Below are 19,054 nucleotides of genomic sequence, written 5' to 3'. Positions count from 1 at the left end.
GATGCCATGCGTGGCAATAGAGGAAACTTGGTCACAGGCGGCTCTCCTTATTCTGGCCCCAGGCGTTGAATTGGGTATCGCATTGCCACAAGGGCTCTATGATTTCTGAAGTCGTTTCGCCTTGAAGCCGCGCCGGGTCGCTGCCAAGAATTTTCTGGATCAGCGCTTGGCGCTCGCTGACATTAGCCTGGGTCATTTGCTTATCTTCAGCGCGGTCGAAGTAGCGTTTGCCGCCAATCCACACTGCCTGACTCTTGGCATAAACCGATAGGGGGTTGGCATCCCAGAGCACCAAATCTGCCTGTTTTCCCTCTTCTATAGAACCTGTTATGGCGTCTATTCCGAGCTGTTTTGCGGGGTTGATGGTTACCATCTTCCAGGCATCTTCTGGGGACATATCGCAGTATTTCACCGACTTGGCGGCTTCCTGATTCAGGCGCCGCTGCATCTCAAAGTCATCTGAGTTAATCGAGGTGAGCACGCCGGCATTCATCATCAAACAAGCATTTTGCGGAATGGCATCATAGACCTCAAATTTATAGGCCCACCAGTCGGCAAAGGTGGAAGCACCAGCGCCATGAGCCGCCAATTCGGGGGCCAGCTTGTAACCTTCCAGTACATGGGTAAAGGCGGTGACTTTGAAATCGTAAGCCTCGGCGAGGCGCAAGAACATCAGGATTTCAGACTGGACATAGGAGTGAATATGCACATCGCGTTCGCCATTCAGCACTTGGGCAATCGCCTGTAAACGATAATCGGGGCGAGGGGAGAGCTGCTTACGTTTCTCCCGAGAACGCAACTCGGCATATTGGGCTTGGGCATCTTTATAGTCTCTGGCGGCATTGAAAGCATCACTCATCAGGGCTTTAACCCCCATGCGGCTTTGCGGGAATCTGCGGGTATAACGCTCACCCCAATTGCTCTGTTTGACGTTTTCCCCCAAAGCAAACTTAATCCCTTGATGGGCTTGGGTGAACTTGAGGTTTTCGGCCGACTCTCCCCAGCGCAGTTGAATGACCTGCGACTGGCCACCTATGGGGTTGGCGCTGCCATGCAGCAGATTGGCGGTGGTGACGCCACCGGCCAAGGAGCGATAGATGGCAATATCATCCGGGTTCAGCACATCGGCTATTTGCACTTCTGAGGTGATGGCATCGGACATCTCATTGAGGCCGCCGTTGACGGCAATGTGGGAATGCTCATCTATGATCCCGGCAGTCAGGTGCATGCCAGCTCCCTCTATGACCTGATAACCACTCGGGGTGCTGAGATTGGTACCAATCTTTGCAATCTTGCCGTTGGCCAGAATCAGGTCGCTGTTGCCAATAATGCCAGCCTCGCTTGAGGTCCAAAGGGTGACATTGCGGATATGCAGTTTTTCCGTACCTGGCTGCTCACTGCGGCCATAGGCTTGCAGTGGACTCGTCAAACGGCTGAGATACTCGGGTTCAGTTTCACTCATTGTCTTTGACTGAGAGTTGACTGCCGCTGCCGAGGCTTTCGTTTCTTCAGCTGTTTCTGCCGTTAAAGGTGCGTGCGGCAATCTTGAACCGGCCAATTGGGTGATGGCACCGTCGGCACGCAAGAGTCTGCCCTGCAGCCCTTCATCATCTTGCCAAAGGGTTATTCGACTAATGCCACCGATACCGGCATCTTGCAAATTGGCACTGAAGCTCAGGCGTTTGCTATCGGTATTTAGATGAGCGAGTTCTACTTGTTGATCACCGCTGCTGAGGCTCCCCCTGAGTGTTCGGGGCTTTTGTTGACTCAGTTGTAGTTCAAGATCCAGTTCCAGTTCAGCTAGATGCAGACGATAACTGCCTTGCCACTGGTATCCAGGAGCCGTTTGTATTTGTTCTTCACCTTGTAGCCAAACGCTGATTATTTCGCCGTCCTGAAACAGATTGCCTTTGGCTATCACCAGATCGGCCATATAGCCAGGTGCCAGTTTACCGACTAAATCCTCTATGCCGGCAGCTGCAGCGGCCTGGGTTGTCAGCGCTGCCAATGCGGTTTCTTCATCGAGACCGGCCTGCAGCGCCATTCTCAATCTGGGCCAAAAGGCTTTACCATCCATGCCATATTGGGTGAAGGAGAAAGGAATGTTATTGGCGGCCATCACTGCAGGATTACTCGGTGCCCGCTCCCAATGTCTCAAGGTTCTGAGTGGCACTTCTCTGGCATAGTCTTCGTCACTGACCTGAGGAGCTGCAGGAAAGTTCAACGGCAATATCAACACGGGTCGATATTCTTGCAGTTCTTTCACTCTTGCATACTCCTGGCCATTTCCCAGTAAGATTGGCTGGATATCTGAATGGCTCAAGAGCTTGGCTGCACGCAACTGGTTATTGAGATTTCGGGTGTCAAATATCACTCCACGAGTTTTTATATCGTGTAAGCGCTCAAGGGCGATATTAAATTCCGGTGATAATAAACCCTCGCGTCCGGCTGCATTCTTTTTATTCTGGTTATACCAGTTGGCATCACTGAGAGTCTGTCTTATTAACGCTATGCTTCCCATCAGAGAATTGGGATAATCCTGTGGTGAATTTCCTTTATCAAATGCCATAAAATGTCGGCTTCTGGGGCGATATATCACTTGATTGCTATTTTTGTCGGCCAAAGAAAGTGATGTGCCTACTCCCCTGAATATTCCGTCAAGATGTGCACTCTGGACACTGGTAAAGCCATTACTTATCCAGTTTGATGCAGTTTTGTTGTCCGGCAAGACATAAGTAAACCATTCTTTCTCTGCATGAATGGCGCCATTTGCGGCTACCGCCCCTTTTGACTTAATTTGATAGACTGGAGCTTCAATTGCGGCCGGAGATTCTGAATACTCCAAACCATATTCGGCAAAGGGATCGATAAATCCCGGATAGATGGTGTAACCATTGAGATCTATCTTATAAGCATTTTGTGGAATTTCATTATTGGAAATTACTTGTTTTATTCGGTTATTTTCAATAAGTAATGTAGCGTTATCTAGCTGTTTTCCAGGTGAAAGTATAAGCTTGGCATGGGTTAAGGCGGTCAATCTCGGGGTATTGTCTGTCAGCTGTGTCTCATCGGCAAAGGCGCTACAGGCCACAAGACTGAACAACAGTAGGTTTATGGCGGGGAAAGAAATTCTCATCTGTTGTGGCTACCTTGTCATAATTCCTTGGGGAGAGTCATTTTCATCAGAGAGGAACAGGCTGCGATCAATCAGTACGTTTCCCCTACGAGTGATAAAAAGCGGACGAAAGCCTCGCTTTAAGTCGGCAGTCGTAAACTTAACTCAGCCTAAATGTAAATGCCAAGGCGTAATTGTAAGGCTTTTTAACAGATGCCAGACGTCTATCAGACATAAAAAAGCCCCGACACTGTCGAGGCTTAAGCTAGAAAAACCTGATTAAATCAGGAAATCATCCATTGAACGACCTTTATCTACTTCGTTCTTGAATACAGTTGGCATACGGCCTTGGCCGGTCCAAGTAATAGTTTCGCCATCTACAACGATTTTGTATTTTGGTGGGCGGGGAGCACGCTTCTTGGGAGCAGCCTTGGCGGCAGCAACATTACCCAGATCTTCAACAGATAGGCCAACGGCTTCCATCTGCTTACGGATCTCTTCAATTTTAGACAGACGTTCAGCCTGTGCCTTTTCTTCTTTCTTGGCTTCTTCTTCACGATCAATAATGATCTTATCCAATTTGACTGCCAGATCGCGCAGATCTGCAACGCTTAACTCTTTTACTGCGGCTTTAAAACGACGGCCGTGAGTCAATATATCAAGAAAATCGCTCATAAGTATTTAGGTCCCACGCTAATTTATAAATTGGGTTAAGGTGAACATCGCTATAAATAATAGAAACTATAAGTGTCAGGATCAAATATTTTTACGCCAATTGACATTAATTTCTTTATTTATTTCAATTCTACGACCATAAAAGTTGCCAAGTGTTCAAAAAACTGACCATAAAGTGTGACAGAATTGGCAAACGAGCGTTTAAACTACTGTTGACGTTAACGTCAACAGCACGTAAAGTTGAGCCATCCTGTACTGATGTATCTGGTATCATCGGTACGTAATCCACATAAGATACAAGGTGTAGGAAGGAAACCCTATGAAAGTATTGGTGCCAGTAAAACGTGTGGTCGATGCCAATGTTAAGGTCAGGGTCAAGGCTGACAATACAGGCGTTGAAACAGCCAACCTGAAAATGGCGTTGAATCCATTTTGTGAAATTGCGGTAGAAGAAGCCGTACGTCTAAAAGAAGCCGGCAGTGCTTCTGAGGTCGTTGTTGTCAGCATAGGTCCCAAGGCGGCACAGGAGCAACTGCGTACCGCATTGGCTCTGGGCGCCGACCGTGCCATTCACATTGAAACCGATGAAGAGCTGGTGCCCCTTTCTATTGCCAAGTTACTCAAGGCAGTGCAGGACAAAGAGCAGGCGCAGCTAATTCTGCTCGGCAAGCAGTCCATCGATGGTGATAACAATCAGACCGGACAGATGCTGGCAGCGCTCGCCGGTATGCCTCAGGCAACCTTTGCATCTGAAGTGAAGCTGGAAGGTGAAACTTTGCTGGTTACCCGTGAAGTGGATGGTGGTTTACAGACTCTGTCCATGCCTCTACCGGCTGTAGTTACAGCGGATCTGCGTCTAAACGAGCCTCGCTATGCTTCTTTGCCCAATATCATGAAAGCCAAGCGCAAGCCGCTGGAAACCATGAGCATTGAGGATCTGGGAGTGACTCTCAAGCAGCACGTACAGGTGTTGGAGGTAGCAACGCCGGCCAGCCGTCAGGCGGGTGTGATGGTGGCTTCCGTTGAGGAGCTGGTGGACAAGTTGAAAAACGAAGCGAAGGTGATCTAAATGGCCGTATTAGTAATAGCAGAACACGATAATGCCAGCCTGAAACAGGACACAGCCAAAGTCGTCGCCGCGGCCAAAGCCATAGGTGGAGATATTCACCTCTTGGTTGCTGGTCAGGATTGCAAGGCCGCAGCCGATGCCGCCGCCAAGCTTGAAGGCGTCAGTAAAGTACTGTTGGCCGATAATCCTGCCTATGGTGCTCATCTTGCCGACAATATTGGTGAGCTCATCTTGTCTTTGAGTGGCGACTACAGCCATATTCTGGCTGCAGCCTCAAGCCAGGGTAAGGATATACTGCCAAGAGTGGCGGCTTTGCTGGATGTGGCTCAACTTTCTGAGATCACCAAGGTGATCGATGCCGATACTTTTGTCCGTCCCGTTTATGCCGGTAACGCCATGGCGACCGTTAAGAGTCTGGATGACAAGAAAGTGGCCACAGTGCGCGCCAGCGCCTTCGACGCCGTTGCCGAGACAGGTTCAGCTGAAATCAATCAGCTCGACAGCGTCTTTGACGCCAAGAGCAGCTTTGTCTCTCAGAGTTTGACCGAGTCAGCTCGTCCGGAGCTTGGCAGTGCCAGAGTGATTGTTTCCGGTGGCCGCGGTATGGGCAGTGGCGAAAACTTTGCCATGCTGGAAACCCTGGCCGATAAGCTTGGCGCCGCAGTGGGTGCATCACGTGCCGCAGTGGATGCCGGGTTTGTTCCCAACGATTTGCAGGTCGGTCAGACAGGTAAAATTGTGGCGCCAGAGCTGTATATTGCTGTGGGTATCTCCGGAGCGATTCAGCATCTGGCCGGGATGAAGGATTCAAAAGTCATAGTGGCTATCAACAAAGATCCTGAAGCGCCTATTTTCCAGGTTGCCGATTATGGTCTGGAAGCTGATCTGTTTGATGTGGTGCCCAAGTTGAACGAGTTGATTTAATCTGTGATCTAGGTCACGATAGGCGGCTTTGGGGTAGCATCCTCAAAGCCGCCTATGTTTTTATGTGCCTCACGCCTGAAATCAGGCGTCCTGAGAAGTAGAGGCGCACTAAATATCAGTAGCGGTAAGCAGGGTGATTCCGTTTATGTATCGCGAAAGGATTTGGTGCCGAAGGGGTTGCGACTCATCAAAGTCCACCGCTGGGGCTGTTACCAAATAGGGGCAGCACTGCCATAGTATATTCTGTCGGGATGACAGGTTGACGTTACTATGGAGCGCTACTGAAAGGACAGGTGCTACTCGGTATGTTTTTGCCTTTTCCCACCAGTTCAGTTGCCCTCCATTCGTATTTAACGAAGAACAAGACTCAATGACAGTACTAAGTTATGCCGACTCGGCACTCTCTTTGTTGCCGCCGGTTGTGGCAATTTTATTGGCGATCTTCACCCGGCGGGTGTTGTTATCTCTAGGGCTGGGAATACTGATCGGAGCCTTGTTGCTCAATCAATGGTCGGTGTTGGATACCGGGGTTTATCTGGGGCAAAGGGTGCTTTCCCTGGTTTGGGATGATGGCGCTTTTAATGCCTGGAACCTGTATATTCTGGGGTTCCTGGTGCTGCTGGGAATGATCACTGCACTGATTACTGTTAGTGGCTCTGCCAGAGCCTTTGCCAACTGGGCCAGACAGCATATCCGCAATCGTCGTGATGCTAAGCTGCTAACCATGTTTCTCGGTTGTGTGGTGTTTATCGATGACTACTTCAACAGCCTGGTGGTGGGCAGTATCGCTAGACCGCTCACCGACAGATATTATATCTCCCGCTCCAAACTGGCGTATCTTTTGGATTCAACCGCAGCGCCTGTGTGCGTTATCTCGCCGGTTTCCAGCTGGGGTGCCTATATTATTGCCCTTATCGGCGGTATTCTCACGGCTCATGGTTTTACCGAGACCGGACATCTGAGCGCTTTCGTGCAGATGATCCCGATGAACTTCTATGCCCTGTTTGCCCTGGCGCTCTTGCTATGCGTGGCCTATATGGAGCTGGATATCGGCGCCATGCGCAAACACGAGCTTAATGCCCGTAAAGGCAATCTCTATGATGAGTCCAAGGGACTGCCGCCAGGTGCCAATGCCGATCTGCCCGAGGCGGAAACCGGTCAGGTGCACGGCCTGTTCCTGCCCATAGGTGTCTTGGTGGTGGCGACCTTCTACTTTATGGTTTCCAGCGGCGCCGATGCCCTGGCGGCAGAAAGCCTGCCTTTCAGCATCATAGGTGCCTTTGAGAAAACCGATGTGGGCTCGTCACTGTTTTTTGGCGCTTCCATCGGACTGGTGGTAACGCTGCTGCTGGCCTTTATCCAGAAGATTGAAGCCAAGATGATCCTCAAGGCGCTCACCTCGGGTGCCCGTTCTATGTTGCCGGCCATCTATATTCTGATGTTTGCCTGGACCATAGCCGGGATCATAGGCTCATTGGAAACCGGCAAGTTTATGGCCAGTCTCGCCAGTGGCAATATTCCCTTTGCCTTGCTGCCGGCCGTGTTATTTATTTTGGCTGGGCTTACCGCCTTTTCTACCGGCACCAGCTGGGGCACTTTCGGGATCATGTTGCCGATTGCTGCCGATATGGCTATGGGCAGCCACAGCAGTATGATGTTGCCTATGTTGGCGGCCGTGCTGGCCGGTGCTGTATTTGGCGACCACTGCTCGCCGATATCGGACACCACGATTCTGTCATCTACAGGTGCCGGCTGTCATCATATCGATCACGTGTTGACTCAGCTGCCTTATGCGGTGTTGGTGGCGCTTATTTCTCTCGGTGGTTATATAGTGCTCGGTTTTACCGAGTCGGTATGGTTGGGGCTTGCCTGTAGCTGTGTATTGTTCCTGCTGGGATTGGTGTGGCTCAAATGGCAACAACCCAAGAATACTAATGCCTGAGCTGCCACTCAATAGCTTGCGTTAACAGCACCCGCCCTGATGGCGGGTGTTTTGTTGTAATGTCATTTCGTTTACTTGATTCAGCTTGGGAGTTGGCTTTGGTAAAGAGTCGTGTGCCGGCATCAAGTTCGGCCGTATTTGAATACCTGATCAAGATTAATGCTGGTTTAAAGTCCAACAAGGAATGGAATAACTAACCTGCGATGGGAAAAGGCTTCTGATATACTTGCCGCCTTCGCCAGTTGCCGGAGGCTTTCCGGTAAGATTCACTGTTTGGAAATACCAATGAACAACCTGTTTCTGTTTTGTCGTGCCGGCTATGAAAAAGAGTGCGCGGCCGAGATCCAAAATCGGGCGGCACTGCTCAATGTCGGTGGTTTCGTCAAGGCCAACAACAACGATGCCTATGTGATCTTTCAATGTTTTGCCGAAGGGGAAGCCGACACTCTGGCACAGGAACTGGCGCTGGACTCATTGATCTTTGCCCGGCAGATGTTTGTTTGCGGCGATCTGCTCAGCGACCTGCCTCCGGAAGACAGGGTAGGGCCAATTACCGCCGCGCTTGAAGATGTTAGCAAGGGCGGTGAACTCAGGGTCGAAACCCCGGATACCAACGAAGCCAAAGAGCTGCTGACCTTCTGCCGCAAGTTTACCGTGCCGCTGCGTCAGTCGTTGAAACAGAGTGGTACACTGCTGACCAAGGAAAATCCCAAGCGGCCGATAATCCATGTGTGCTTTGTGGCACCGGGCAAGGCGTTTGCCGGTTATTCCTACAGCCATAACTCGTCACCGTTTTTTATGGGGATCCCCAGGCTCAAGTTTCCCGCCGATGCGCCCAGCCGCTCGACTTTGAAACTGGATGAGGCCTTTAATCACTTTATTCCCGAGCCGCAGCGGGAGGAACGTTTACGCAGCGGTCTCAACGCCGTGGATCTCGGCGCCTGTCCCGGCGGCTGGACCTATCAGTTGGTGCGCCGCGGCATGTTTGTATCGGCCGTCGACAACGGCCCCATGGATGCAGGTTTGATGGAAACCGGCCAGGTGACTCACTTCCAGGCCGATGGTTTCCGTTTTGAGCCCAAGCGCAAGAACATCTATTGGCTGGTGTGTGACATGGTGGAAAAGCCGGCCAGGGTGGCCGAGCTGATGGAAGCCTGGGCCATCAATGGCTGGTTCAAAGAGGCTATCTTTAACCTGAAACTGCCGATGAAGAGCCGTTACAAAGAGGTGAGCACCATATTGGAAAATATGCAGGCCATTCTCAAAGAAAACGGCATCACAGAGTTTAAGCTGGCTTGTAAACACCTCTACCACGACAGGGATGAAGTGACAGTGCACCTGTGGCTGCGACCCAACTCGCCTTGGTGAGTTGGGGAGGGGGCGAACAAGTCCCATGTGTGCTCTGCGTCGGCTTATGGGCTTGGATGCAAGGCGTGGTTCGCACCTTCCTTGCCTCAAGCTGGCCTTGATGCTTTTCAGCTCAAGGCCATATGCTGCAGCACGGCATCCGGAATGTCATATTGGCCGCAAACCCACTCAAGATTGCTATCGATAAAGCCGAGTAACTCCCGGGTCAACATCAGGTTATAGACGGCATCGGCCACCACCCTGATGTATTCCGCTTTCTTTCTCGGTGACAGGTGATGGTGGCGCCGGTAATCCTGCAATGCCTGCTCCAGCTTCTTGCCGGCAACGCCCAGGGAACCGGCTTGCTCCCGCATCAATTCCTGCTCTAACAGACTCTGCTGTTGCTGCTTTAGTTCACTCAGTTTTGAGGCTGACACCCGCTGCTCCTCTGGCTGCTTCTCCTGTTTTTAAGTGTGTGCCCCAGATAATGGATCAACAAGTCGGTGTCGGCGAAATGTTCGCTGGCGCACAAAAATCTGCTCTCAAAAGACCATGTAACTCTTACTCGGGGTGTTTGTAGTCATTTAAGCTTGGAAAATATTGAGTTGTATCACGCAACTAAAAAACTTTTAAGGTGTAATCCGCCGCGGTTCCTGTTACTAAATAAGTTCTGTTTCTTGATATGAGTCTGCGGATAGAAGTAATGCAGTTTTCCAAGTTTGGCGACAAGTTTAACCGTTATACAGGTATCACCCAGTTGATGGATGATCTCAACGAAGGGCTACGCACTCCGGGGGCGATTATGCTGGGGGGCGGTAACCCGGCGGCCATCCCCTCCATGCTCGACTATTTTACCGAGCTCAGTGCCGATATGCTGGCCAAGGGCGAGTTGCTCGCGGCCATGACCAACTATGATGGCCCGCAGGGAAAAGATGCCTTTCTCAATGCCTTGGCCAAGCTGCTTAACGATACCTACGGTTGGTCGCTGACCAAAAACAATATCAGCCTCACCAACGGCAGCCAGAGCTCGTTTTTCGCGCTGTTCAATCTATTTGCCGGTACCACTGCTGAGGGGCAAAAACGCAAGATCTTACTGCCGCTCGCTCCTGAGTATATCGGCTACAGTGATGCTGGCCTGGAAGATGAACTGTTTCGTACCTTCAAACCGGAAATTACCAAGCTGGATGGCGGCTTGTTCAAGTACCACATCGACTTTGAAAGGCTTAAAGTCGATGCCGATATCGGCGCCATTTGTGTTTCGCGGCCGACTAACCCCACAGGCAATGTGCTGACAGATGAAGAGGTTGATAAGCTGGATAAGCTGGCAAGAGCGCACGGGATCCCACTGATCCTCGACTGCGCCTATGGCTCACCTTTCCCCAATATTCTGTTTGAGGATGTGACTCCTTTCTGGAACGACAACACTGTGTTGTGTATGAGTCTCTCCAAGCTGGGGCTGCCGGGGCTGCGCTGCGGCATAGTGATAGCGAACGAAGCCATCACCCAGGCGCTGACCAATATCAACGGTATTATCTCACTGGCTCCGGGCAGTATGGGCCCGGCGATGGCGACAGAGATGATAGCCCGTGGTGATATGCTACGGCTCGGCAATGAAGTAGTGCGGCCTTTCTATTTGCAGCGGGCGCAGCAAACCGTGGCCATGCTGCAACAGGCTCTGCCGGACCCCAGGTTCAGAATTCATAAACCCGAGGGCGCGATTTTCCTCTGGCTTTGGTTTGAGGGCCTGCCCATCAGTGCCATGGAACTTTATCAACGCCTGAAAGCCAGGGGCGTGTTGGTGGTGCCAGGAGAGTACTTCTTCTTCGGACTGGCCAAAGAGTGGCCACACGCCGGTGAGTGTATTCGGATGAACTATGTGCAACAACCTGAATTGATGCGTCGCGGCATTGAAATTATCGCCGAAGAAGTTAATAAGGCCTGGGCGCAGCTTGGTTGAAACCAAGGCTACTATCGCAGAGTTGCTTGCTGTGAGTTTCAGGCAACTCTGCTGTAGCGTTGTGAATCGGTAGTGTTCATAAATCTGTGTCATTTGAGTAATATACACCCAAAAGGATATTCAAATGACCAAACCTACATTCGACATGGAAGCCGTCATTGAAGCTCTGCGTGCAGCTAAAGACCTGACCGGCAAAGATGGTATTCTCACCCCACTCATTAAACAGCTTACTGAAGCGGCCCTCAAAGGGTTTGAAAGATTATTTTCTCTCAGTGAAAACATCAGTGTTTCTGTGAGTCAGGCAACTAGAGCCTTCACTCAGCTAATAATGGGTGTCTTTGTTACTTCTCGCTTGTTAAAGGGCAAAATTTGGTTGGCTATAATCTTGAGCGGAGCGAAATCAGCCAACTGAATTTTGTCCACTATTCAACAGCTTGTTAGTTGCGTTTTGCAAACTGCCACCAATCCCTATTTGCATAGAAAATCCAACTCAAATTTTTAGGAACCACATATAGGAATAGGATATCAGTGGAACTCTGAAATCTATCAAAGCTTTCCCAGTTCAATTCAAATTCAGCGTTTAACCTCTTAGTTAAGCCTGTACTTGTGTATGTTCTTTCAAACGTCTCAAACGCATAAACAGAGATATTATTTGAATGCTCAGAGGTGGAAATGAACACTGCATCAAATTGCTCTTTAGATAACCAATTATGGTCGTCTGAGTTAAATCCTTTAGTAACCAACCAGTCATTATCAATTAGGTTAATTTCATGGTCACCATCCAAAACTAAAATGCTTTTCAAATTATCGAAATTCATTTGGATACCAGTAAGCAACTAACGCCGCCAGCAGGGGCAGACAAAGCGCGCAGCGGTTTGGCTGTCCCTCTGGCTGGCTTTGTTACGTGTTTGGTGGTGTGTGGCCATAAGATATTGCGAGTTTCCTTTGACTACTCGATAAGGCTGGCCAGATCATATGAACCCGATCTAAAGGCATTTGGGCCAGGTCTGTTTTGTATTTGTCCTTTTTAAGGCTTACCTTAAAGAAAGATGGGCTATGGTCAACCTTGTTACTGTTAAGACGCCAAAATACGACAAAGGCAAACTTAGGAGTTAAATACTTATTCTTTAAGTAAAAATCTAACGCATTTGAAAGTATGTCGTTATTCTCCGATGCCGCAAGCTTCTTCAGTGCCTTAATGCACGAATCGAGCCTCATCTTTTTCTTAAGGTCTTCTAGTTTCTTAGCTGCCCCTTTCTGATCAAGTAACGCACCATTATCAAAAACTTGTACCTGAAACTTCAAAATACAGCTTGAACCAACCCATAATCGATGATTGGTATGTCTATTCATTATCTCAAAGTGATAGCGAAGTTGTTCTTGGTCACATAACTCACAGTCCTCTTCCGCTATTTCGTGATCCTCTATATTTTCAGTGAAATACCATTCCTTAAATGCCTCAGGAAGAGTTCCTGCTACCGATAGAGGTAATATGTTATCTGCAACACGCTGAGGATATGTGCTCATGATCCCTCTCCCTGATAGACACGTAACAGCTGTATAGTGCGCATGCGCGTTTTAGTCCTCGGATGAGTGTAAATGCGCATCGCTATCTGTTTGTATTCGCTGGTTATAATAGAGTTTAGTCCAAATATCTCTTGCAGCTAAACGCGCATGCGCGGTTTTCAAACCTATTATCTACCAGCTGTATTTTTTAACGTTATGAATTTAATAGTATTTTCTAAAATTTTACAGAAATAACGCGCAAACTTACCTATAAATTTCCGGCATTTTGTCGAGAACGTCAATAATACTGTATAAAAAATCAGTTCTGAGGTGCTTTTCATGAGCGCCGCAAACGCTACAACTCGGGCCCTACAACCCAAGCCCTACAAAAAACGTTAAGTAAAGCCATGGCTACCGCACGGGTCCAAACTTTGTTCGTCCCTGTATTACGCTGAAACCGGAAAAGTGTTGCTGCTTCTGGCCTTAAGCTTAAGAAAGTGCTAAATCTAAGCGTTTGAATTGGTTATACAATACCCAGTACTGAATTTGAAAACAATTAGCCAAAGGTCAAGTTTTGACAAAGGCAACAAAACCCTGATTTGGGTTGTTTTTACAACAGAATTGACTGGGTTTGAAACCCAAAGAGACTTTCCCCAGCTAATGCTGGGTGTTTGCATTATTCCCCGTTTTCGATGGTCACAGTTCAACCTGTGCTTGGAAATATATGTATGTCTTTGGGCTATATACGATTTCAAATTCACCTAATCATCAGGAACCTCAAATGCTAAAGGTATACACTTTGCCCGCTCGAAGCGGCCGCAGGGCGTTGATGACAATCGCGTAGCGAGGCATGGATGCCGAAGCAGCGCCAGTCGAATCAGGGATGAGCGTCTGGCGCGATAGCGAATTGACATCATAAGCACAAGGGGTTTTCCGCTGCGTCGCGGGTCGCTGGGGATTTGGAAAGGGGGCGAGTCGATACAGCCCCCTTTCCTCGGGTGTGGGGCGAAGCTCCACGACTTTAGGCCGCTGGCACAGCGGCTAACATAGCTTTAAGCCAAAACTTACCAATGAACTTGATCCTAGCGGCTAGCTAAGTTGTAGCTAATCACCTGCGGTGCGCCTTTCGCACAGGCGATCCTGTGACACGGCGTGAATACATCCTTGTAGCCTCGACGAAAACGTCCCTGTTTTCGACGGTCACAGTTTCGCCTGTGCCTGGAAATGAGGTGTATGTCTGTAGAAATATTGGCAATTTTAAGCAACGTTATTTTTGCAGAATTGCACCAATTCCCCCTTCGGAGCCGCCGCTGGCGTTGTTGCAAATTGGCGTAGCCGAGACAGGGATGTCGAGGCTCGAAGGTCGAGCAAGGCGAATGTTGCGAAGCAACAAGTTCATGAGCGCGAGCCAAGGCAGGCGAGCTGGCCGTTATGCATGGAAGCATTTGGCGAGTCCTGAGTGTAGCCAATTTGCTTCATAAGCCAGTGGGGATTTCGGTTACGTCGGGGTGTCCTTGGGGATGCAAGGGGCTTTGGACAAGCAAAACCCCTTGCCCGGTGTGGTTTGGCNCAGTGGGGATTTCGGTTACGTCGGGGTGTCCTTGGGGATGCAAGGGGCTTTGGACAAGCAAAGCCCCTTGCCCGGTGTGGTTTGGCGAGAGTTGCATAGCAACGTGCTTTCGAGCGAGAGCCAGGGATGGCGAACTGGCCCTTGTGCATGGAGGCATTTACACCACGACTTTCGGCCGCTGGCACAGCGGCTAACATAGCTTTAAGCCAAAACTCACCAATAAACTAGGTCTTAGCTTCTGGCTAAGCAGCTGCCAATCACCTGCGGTGCGCCTTTCGTACAGGCGATCCTGTGACACGGCGTGAATACGTCCATGTAGCCTCGACGAAAACGTCCCTGTTTTCGACGGTCACTGTTCCGCCTATGCCTGGGAATAGATGTATGTCTGCAGCTCTATCAAATGTTTCAAACCACTCAGTACTAACAGGGTTGCACCAGTCCTCCCTCGGTGTCGCCGAAAGCCGTTGGCGCAAATAGCGTGGCTGAGGGCGAATGCTCGTCGGTGGCGAGTGTGCTTATGAGCGAGAGCCAGGGATGGCGAACTGGCCGTTGTGCATGGATGCACTTGCTCCACGACTTTAACCCGCTGGCACAGCGGCTATCATAGCTTCCAGCTAAAAGTCGCTAATTGGGCCTCCGGCGACGGATGTTTCCCATTGCCTGCCAACGCAGACATAAAAAAGGATGACCTTGGGTCATCCTTTTTAGCAACTTACTGAGTTGATATTAGATCAGAGTCTATCCAGTACCGCTTGGGTGAAATCTGTGGTGCCATGGGTACCACCGAGATCGCGGGTAGTGCGGTCGCCTTCTTCGATAACCGCAGAAACGGCGGCGCGAATGGCGGCGGCTTTATCTGACATGCCCAAGTATTCCAGCATCTGGATAGATGCCAGGATCACTGAAGTTGGGTTCGCCAGGTTTTTGCCGGCAATATCCGGGGCACTGCCATGAACCGCTTCAAAGATAGCGGCGTTGCTGCCGATGTTGGCGCCCGGGGCCATACCCAGACCACCCACCAGACCGGCACAGAGATCAGACAGAATGTCACCGAACAGGTTGGTGGTGACTATCACGTCGAAGTTTTCCGGGTTCATTACCAGCTTCATGCAAGTGGCGTCAACAATCATCTCTTCGGTAGTGATATCCGGATAACGCTGGCTGACTTCACGGGCCACTTTCAGGAACAGGCCTGAAGTCGACTTCATGATGTTGGCCTTGTGGACTATGGTCACCTTCTTGCGACCTTCCTTGCGAGCCAGTTCATAGGCGAAGGTAGCAATCTGCTCGGCACCCTGACGGGTAATGATACTGGTGGCTTCGGCAATGGCACCGTCTTCAGACAACTTTTGTCCCAGGCCTGAGTACATACCTTCAGTGTTTTCACGCACTGTGATGATATCTATGTTCTCATATCTGGCTTGGGTGCCCTTGAAAGAAAGCACAGGACGCACGTTGGCGTACAGGCTGAACTTCTTACGCAGGGTTACGTTGATGGAGGTGAAGCCTTCGCCAACAGGCGTTGTCAATGGGCCTTTGAGGGTGATACGGTTCTTCTCGATGAGATCCAGCGTGCGCTGAGGCAGGAGCTCACCGTGTTTTTCCAGAGCAGTCAGACCGGCATCGGCAAATTCATATTCAAAGTCGCACCCCGCCTTATCGAGAATTTTCAGAGCTGAGTCGATAATGCTGGGGCCGATCCCGTCACCAGGGATCACGGTAATAGTTCTTTTTGACATGGAGAGGTCCTTCCACGGTTGGTCGTTACTGCTATTTATCAGACCATGTCAGTGACACGGTTTTCGACTGAGAATTTTGTGATTTAGATCGCCGCTATTCTATACACATTCAACGCATTTTCACAGGAAATAGTGAGCAATCTCACGCTTTTTTCTGTAGGCTGACTTGCTAAAAAGTCGGCGTCTGACCATGATGGAACGCCAACAAAATAAAAAGTCTACTTTAGTCTAACAACAATGAAAAAGAGGACGATCTTGAAGTTAACGCCCTTAGCATCGCTGCTGTTGCTGTCAGCCGGTTTCGCGACCGCAGTCAGTGCCCAGAGCAGCCCCTCACTGACCCTCAAGGATATAATGCAGTTTGAGTCGATTACCGATCAGGTTCTCGACCCACAAGGCAAGGTGCTGGCCTATAGTGTTGCGCCGGATCGCGGCGACAGCCGTGGTGTGGTCAAGTCACTGGCCAATACCAAGGTTTATGATGTCGCCGGTGGCTCCAAGCCGCAGCTGTCAGCCGATGGCCGTTACACTGCCTTTACTCTGGCGCCTTCGCTGCTGGAATCGGAAAAGCTTGCTCCCAAGGCGCGCAAGAAGCTGAAAAAAGGCCTGTTGCTGCTGGATAACACCACAGGTGAGCAGCGCCGCTTTGAGCGGGTCAAGTCTTATGCCTTCAGCGAAGATGGTACTTTGCTGGCTATCTGGTATGAGGCCGATGAAGAAAGCAAAGAGAGCGCAGAGACAAACGGCATTGATGCCAAAGAGGCCTCAGCCAAAGCAGCCAATCAAGCATCCGCCCCCGAGGCTCCAGCAGCCAAAACGCCGAAACTGGATGCCGGCAGCAGTCTCGAGCTGTTGTCGCTGGCGAGCGGCAAGTCACAGCGTTTCGAGCATGTGACCGCCTGGCAACTGGCTTATAACGGCAGTGTGCTGGCACTGGCGCAAAATGACAGTGCAAGTAATAGTCACAGCATCTCTGTGCTCGATACCCGCAGCTTTGAACTCAAATTGGTCAGCAGCCAAGCCGATAAGCAGTTTGGTGCCTTGGCACTGAGCCGTGATGGCCACTATCTTGCCTATACCCGAGGTGATGCGGCGCTGGATGCGAATGAGCGCCCCTATGCCTTGTCTCTCTACGACAGAGAGTCGGGTAAACTGAGCCAGATTCTGCCGAGCAAGGGCGACAGCAAGGGTTGGCTCATTAATCGCCATGCCAAGCTGAGCTTTTCGGCCGACGGTGAGCGGCTGTTCTTCGGCCGGGTGCCCGAGATAAGCAAGCAGCTGCAAATTCCCAAGGTGGAGCAGAGCTGCGACCTGTACGACACCGCGCTGGTCAGTGCCCAGCGGGATTTGCGCCTGTGGCACGGGGATGATCCGCTGATCAAGCCCAATGAAGTTAAACAGTATGAAAAAGAGCAGAGCCGCACTTATCTGGCTGTGCTGCATCTTGGCTCGCGCAACCTAGTGCAATTGGCCGACCGCAAGGTGCCGGACATTGAGCTGAGCGAACACAAGCGGGTGCTGCTGGGGAGTTCGGATATTCCCTATCGCAAGATGATCACCTGGGCCGGTTTCTATCGGGATTTTTACCTGGTGGATATCAATACAGGGCACAAGACCCGGGTATTGACCCAACAGCCAAGCGGCAGTGCGCCAACCCTGTCACCGGCAGGTAAATACCTGGCCTTTTATCAGCAGGGCGGTATCTATCTCTATGATGTGGCCAGCGGTCGAAAACATAACCTCAGCAGCAAGCTCAAGGTCAGCTTCGCCGACGAAGATCATGATTATCCCTCTGCGGCGCCCGGCTATGGCTTCGGCCCCTGGCTCGAGGATGACTCAAGCCTGCTGGTGTACGACAAATACGATATCTGGCAATTTGATACCCGCTCCCACGATGGCTTTATGCTGACAGGCGGTGAGGGCCGCAAGCAGCAGCAAAGTCTGCGTATTGAAGCTCTGGCCCAGCCAGACAAGGCTTATCCGGCCACTGTGGCGCGTAACCAGGCTGTGTTGCTGCAGGGCTATAGCCACAAGACCAAGGCCGACGGTTTTTACCGTGCGGTTATCGGCCGGGCTCAACTGACGCCGCTGCTTGCCAAAGACAACAAGCTGTCTGTGCTGGCCAGGGCCGACAAGGGTGATACCTTGCTGTTCAGTCAGGAGCGTTACGACAGCTATCCGGATCTCTACAGCTCGGCTTTGCTTGAGCCGGCCAAGGCGGTCAAACAAACCGACTTTGATGCCCAGCGCCGCAAACTGCCTTGGGGCAAGTCAGAGTTGGTACACTGGCGCGACGGTGATGGCCGTGAAATGGACGGCGTGTTAATCAAGCCTGCCAACTATCAAAGTGGTAAGCGTTATCCTGTATTGGTATATTTCTACCGCTTTATGAGCGATCGCCTGCACGCCTTCCCGGACATGAAAATCAATCACAGGCCCAACTTTGCCTGGTATGCCGCCGATGATTACGCCATCTTTCTGCCGGATATCCGCTTTGAAGTCGGCTATCCTGGTATCAGCTCGGTCAAGGCATTGACCGCCGGAGTGCAGAAGCTTATCGACATGGGGATCGCCGATCCGGATGCCGTCGGTATTCAGGGCCACTCCTGGGGCGGTTACCAGACAGCTTTTGCCGTGACCCAGACCAATATCTTCAAGGCCGCAGTCAGTGGTGCCCCGGTAAGCAATATGACCAGTGCCTACAGCGGCATACGTCACGGCACCGGCCTTGCCCGTCAGTTCCAGTATGAAACCGGCCAGAGCCGTATCGGTGAAAGCCTGATGCGCGCGCCGCAGAAATACATAGAAAACTCCCCCGTGTTCTATGTCGATCGCATTCAAACGCCGATGATGATCATGTTCGGTGACAAAGACGATGCCGTGCCTTGGGAGCAAGGGGTTGAACTGTACCTGGCAATGCGCCGCGCCGGAAAAGATGTGGTCTTGCTGCAGTATCAGGACGAGCCGCACCATCTGAAGAAGTATCCCAACAAGCTGGATTACAGTGTGCGGATGAAAGACTGGTTCGATCATTACCTCAAGGGAGCCAAGGCCCCCGAGTGGCTTGAAAAGGGCGAAGCCTATCGCGAGCCCAAGGCGGAAGACTGAACTTTCTTGCTGGCAAAATAACTCACAGAGGCGGCCTAATTGGTCGCCTTTTTTTATAGGGTAGGGGCTGGCGATGTGGAGGGGGTTCTTCAGTCGGTTCTG

Annotated in this window: 12 protein-coding genes, 1 pseudogene and 1 riboswitch; of the genes and pseudogenes, 7 read left to right on the top strand and 6 right to left on the bottom strand. The window is 50.8% G+C overall.

The features are described 5' to 3' along the window. Positions 1 to 31: 31 nt before the first annotated feature. Positions 32 to 3,136: an amidohydrolase family protein gene (locus CX650_RS05040; RefSeq protein WP_101095180.1), complete on the bottom strand. Its 3,105-nt coding sequence runs from the start codon at positions 3,134 to 3,136 to the stop codon at positions 32 to 34. 258 nt (positions 3,137 to 3,394) lie between these two features. Beyond that, positions 3,395 to 3,790, bottom strand: coding sequence for an H-NS histone family protein (locus CX650_RS05035; RefSeq protein WP_101053614.1), 396 nt, complete (start codon positions 3,788 to 3,790; stop codon positions 3,395 to 3,397). Between the two features lie 319 nt (positions 3,791 to 4,109). On the opposite strand from CX650_RS05035, the gene CX650_RS05030 reads away from it, so the two are divergent. From CX650_RS05030 to rlmM, 4 genes are all read left to right on the top strand, one after another. Beyond that, on the top strand, positions 4,110 to 4,859 hold the full coding sequence (locus CX650_RS05030) for an electron transfer flavoprotein subunit beta/FixA family protein (protein ID WP_101095179.1): 750 nt from the start codon (positions 4,110 to 4,112) through the stop codon (positions 4,857 to 4,859). Next, on the top strand, positions 4,860 to 5,783 hold the full coding sequence (locus CX650_RS05025) for an electron transfer flavoprotein subunit alpha/FixB family protein (RefSeq protein ID WP_101095178.1): 924 nt from the start codon (positions 4,860 to 4,862) through the stop codon (positions 5,781 to 5,783). Between the two features lie 90 nt (positions 5,784 to 5,873). Next, positions 5,874 to 6,072: riboswitch (Lysine riboswitch) on the top strand. Between the two features lie 81 nt (positions 6,073 to 6,153). Further along, positions 6,154 to 7,725, top strand: a complete 1,572-nt coding sequence (locus CX650_RS05020) for a Na+/H+ antiporter NhaC family protein (protein WP_039035925.1) — start codon at positions 6,154 to 6,156, stop codon at positions 7,723 to 7,725. 285 nt (positions 7,726 to 8,010) lie between these two features. Next, on the top strand, positions 8,011 to 9,093 hold the full coding sequence (gene rlmM, locus CX650_RS05015; protein WP_071477122.1) for a 23S rRNA (cytidine(2498)-2'-O)-methyltransferase RlmM: 1,083 nt from the start codon (positions 8,011 to 8,013) through the stop codon (positions 9,091 to 9,093). 107 nt (positions 9,094 to 9,200) lie between these two features. On the opposite strand, the gene CX650_RS05010 is transcribed toward rlmM, so the two are convergent. Then, the gene (locus tag CX650_RS05010; RefSeq protein WP_101095177.1) at positions 9,201 to 9,509 is read right to left on the bottom strand and encodes a hypothetical protein; all 309 of its coding nucleotides are present in this window, start codon (positions 9,507 to 9,509) and stop codon (positions 9,201 to 9,203) included. A 266-nt stretch (positions 9,510 to 9,775) separates the two neighbouring features. On the opposite strand from CX650_RS05010, the gene CX650_RS05005 reads away from it, so the two are divergent. Both CX650_RS05005 and CX650_RS05000 read left to right on the top strand, forming a co-directional pair. After that, a complete protein-coding gene (locus tag CX650_RS05005) occupies positions 9,776 to 11,029 on the top strand; it encodes a valine--pyruvate transaminase (protein WP_101095176.1) in 1,254 nt (417 codons plus the stop codon). 124 nt (positions 11,030 to 11,153) lie between these two features. Further along, positions 11,154 to 11,273: pseudogene (locus CX650_RS05000) on the top strand (IS256 family transposase); the annotation flags it as partial. A 193-nt stretch (positions 11,274 to 11,466) separates the two neighbouring features. Here CX650_RS05000 and CX650_RS04995 read toward each other — a convergent pair. The 3 genes from CX650_RS04995 to CX650_RS04985 form a co-directional block, all read right to left on the bottom strand. Continuing rightward, positions 11,467 to 11,847 carry a hypothetical protein gene (locus CX650_RS04995; RefSeq protein WP_071477379.1) on the bottom strand — a complete coding sequence of 127 codons (381 nt, stop codon included), beginning with the start codon at positions 11,845 to 11,847 and terminating at the stop codon, positions 11,467 to 11,469. An 82-nt stretch (positions 11,848 to 11,929) separates the two neighbouring features. Next, positions 11,930 to 12,556 carry a hypothetical protein gene (locus CX650_RS04990; protein WP_101095175.1) on the bottom strand — a complete coding sequence of 209 codons (627 nt, stop codon included), beginning with the start codon at positions 12,554 to 12,556 and terminating at the stop codon, positions 11,930 to 11,932. A 2,280-nt stretch (positions 12,557 to 14,836) separates the two neighbouring features. Next, positions 14,837 to 15,844 (bottom strand): isocitrate dehydrogenase, encoded by a 1,008-nt coding sequence (locus CX650_RS04985; RefSeq protein WP_025011991.1) that lies wholly within the window; start codon positions 15,842 to 15,844, stop codon positions 14,837 to 14,839. A 255-nt stretch (positions 15,845 to 16,099) separates the two neighbouring features. Here CX650_RS04985 and CX650_RS04980 point away from each other — a divergent pair, with 255 nt between their 5' ends. Continuing rightward, positions 16,100 to 18,952, top strand: a complete 2,853-nt coding sequence (locus CX650_RS04980; RefSeq protein WP_101095174.1) for a prolyl oligopeptidase family serine peptidase — start codon at positions 16,100 to 16,102, stop codon at positions 18,950 to 18,952. Positions 18,953 to 19,054 lie beyond the last annotated feature (102 nt).

The sequence above is a fragment of the Shewanella indica genome, assembly GCF_002836975.1.
Lineage (GTDB): Bacteria > Pseudomonadota > Gammaproteobacteria > Enterobacterales > Shewanellaceae > Shewanella > Shewanella indica.
Note: the sequence above shows the minus strand (reverse complement) of the source record. Positions and strands in the feature narration are given on the sequence as shown.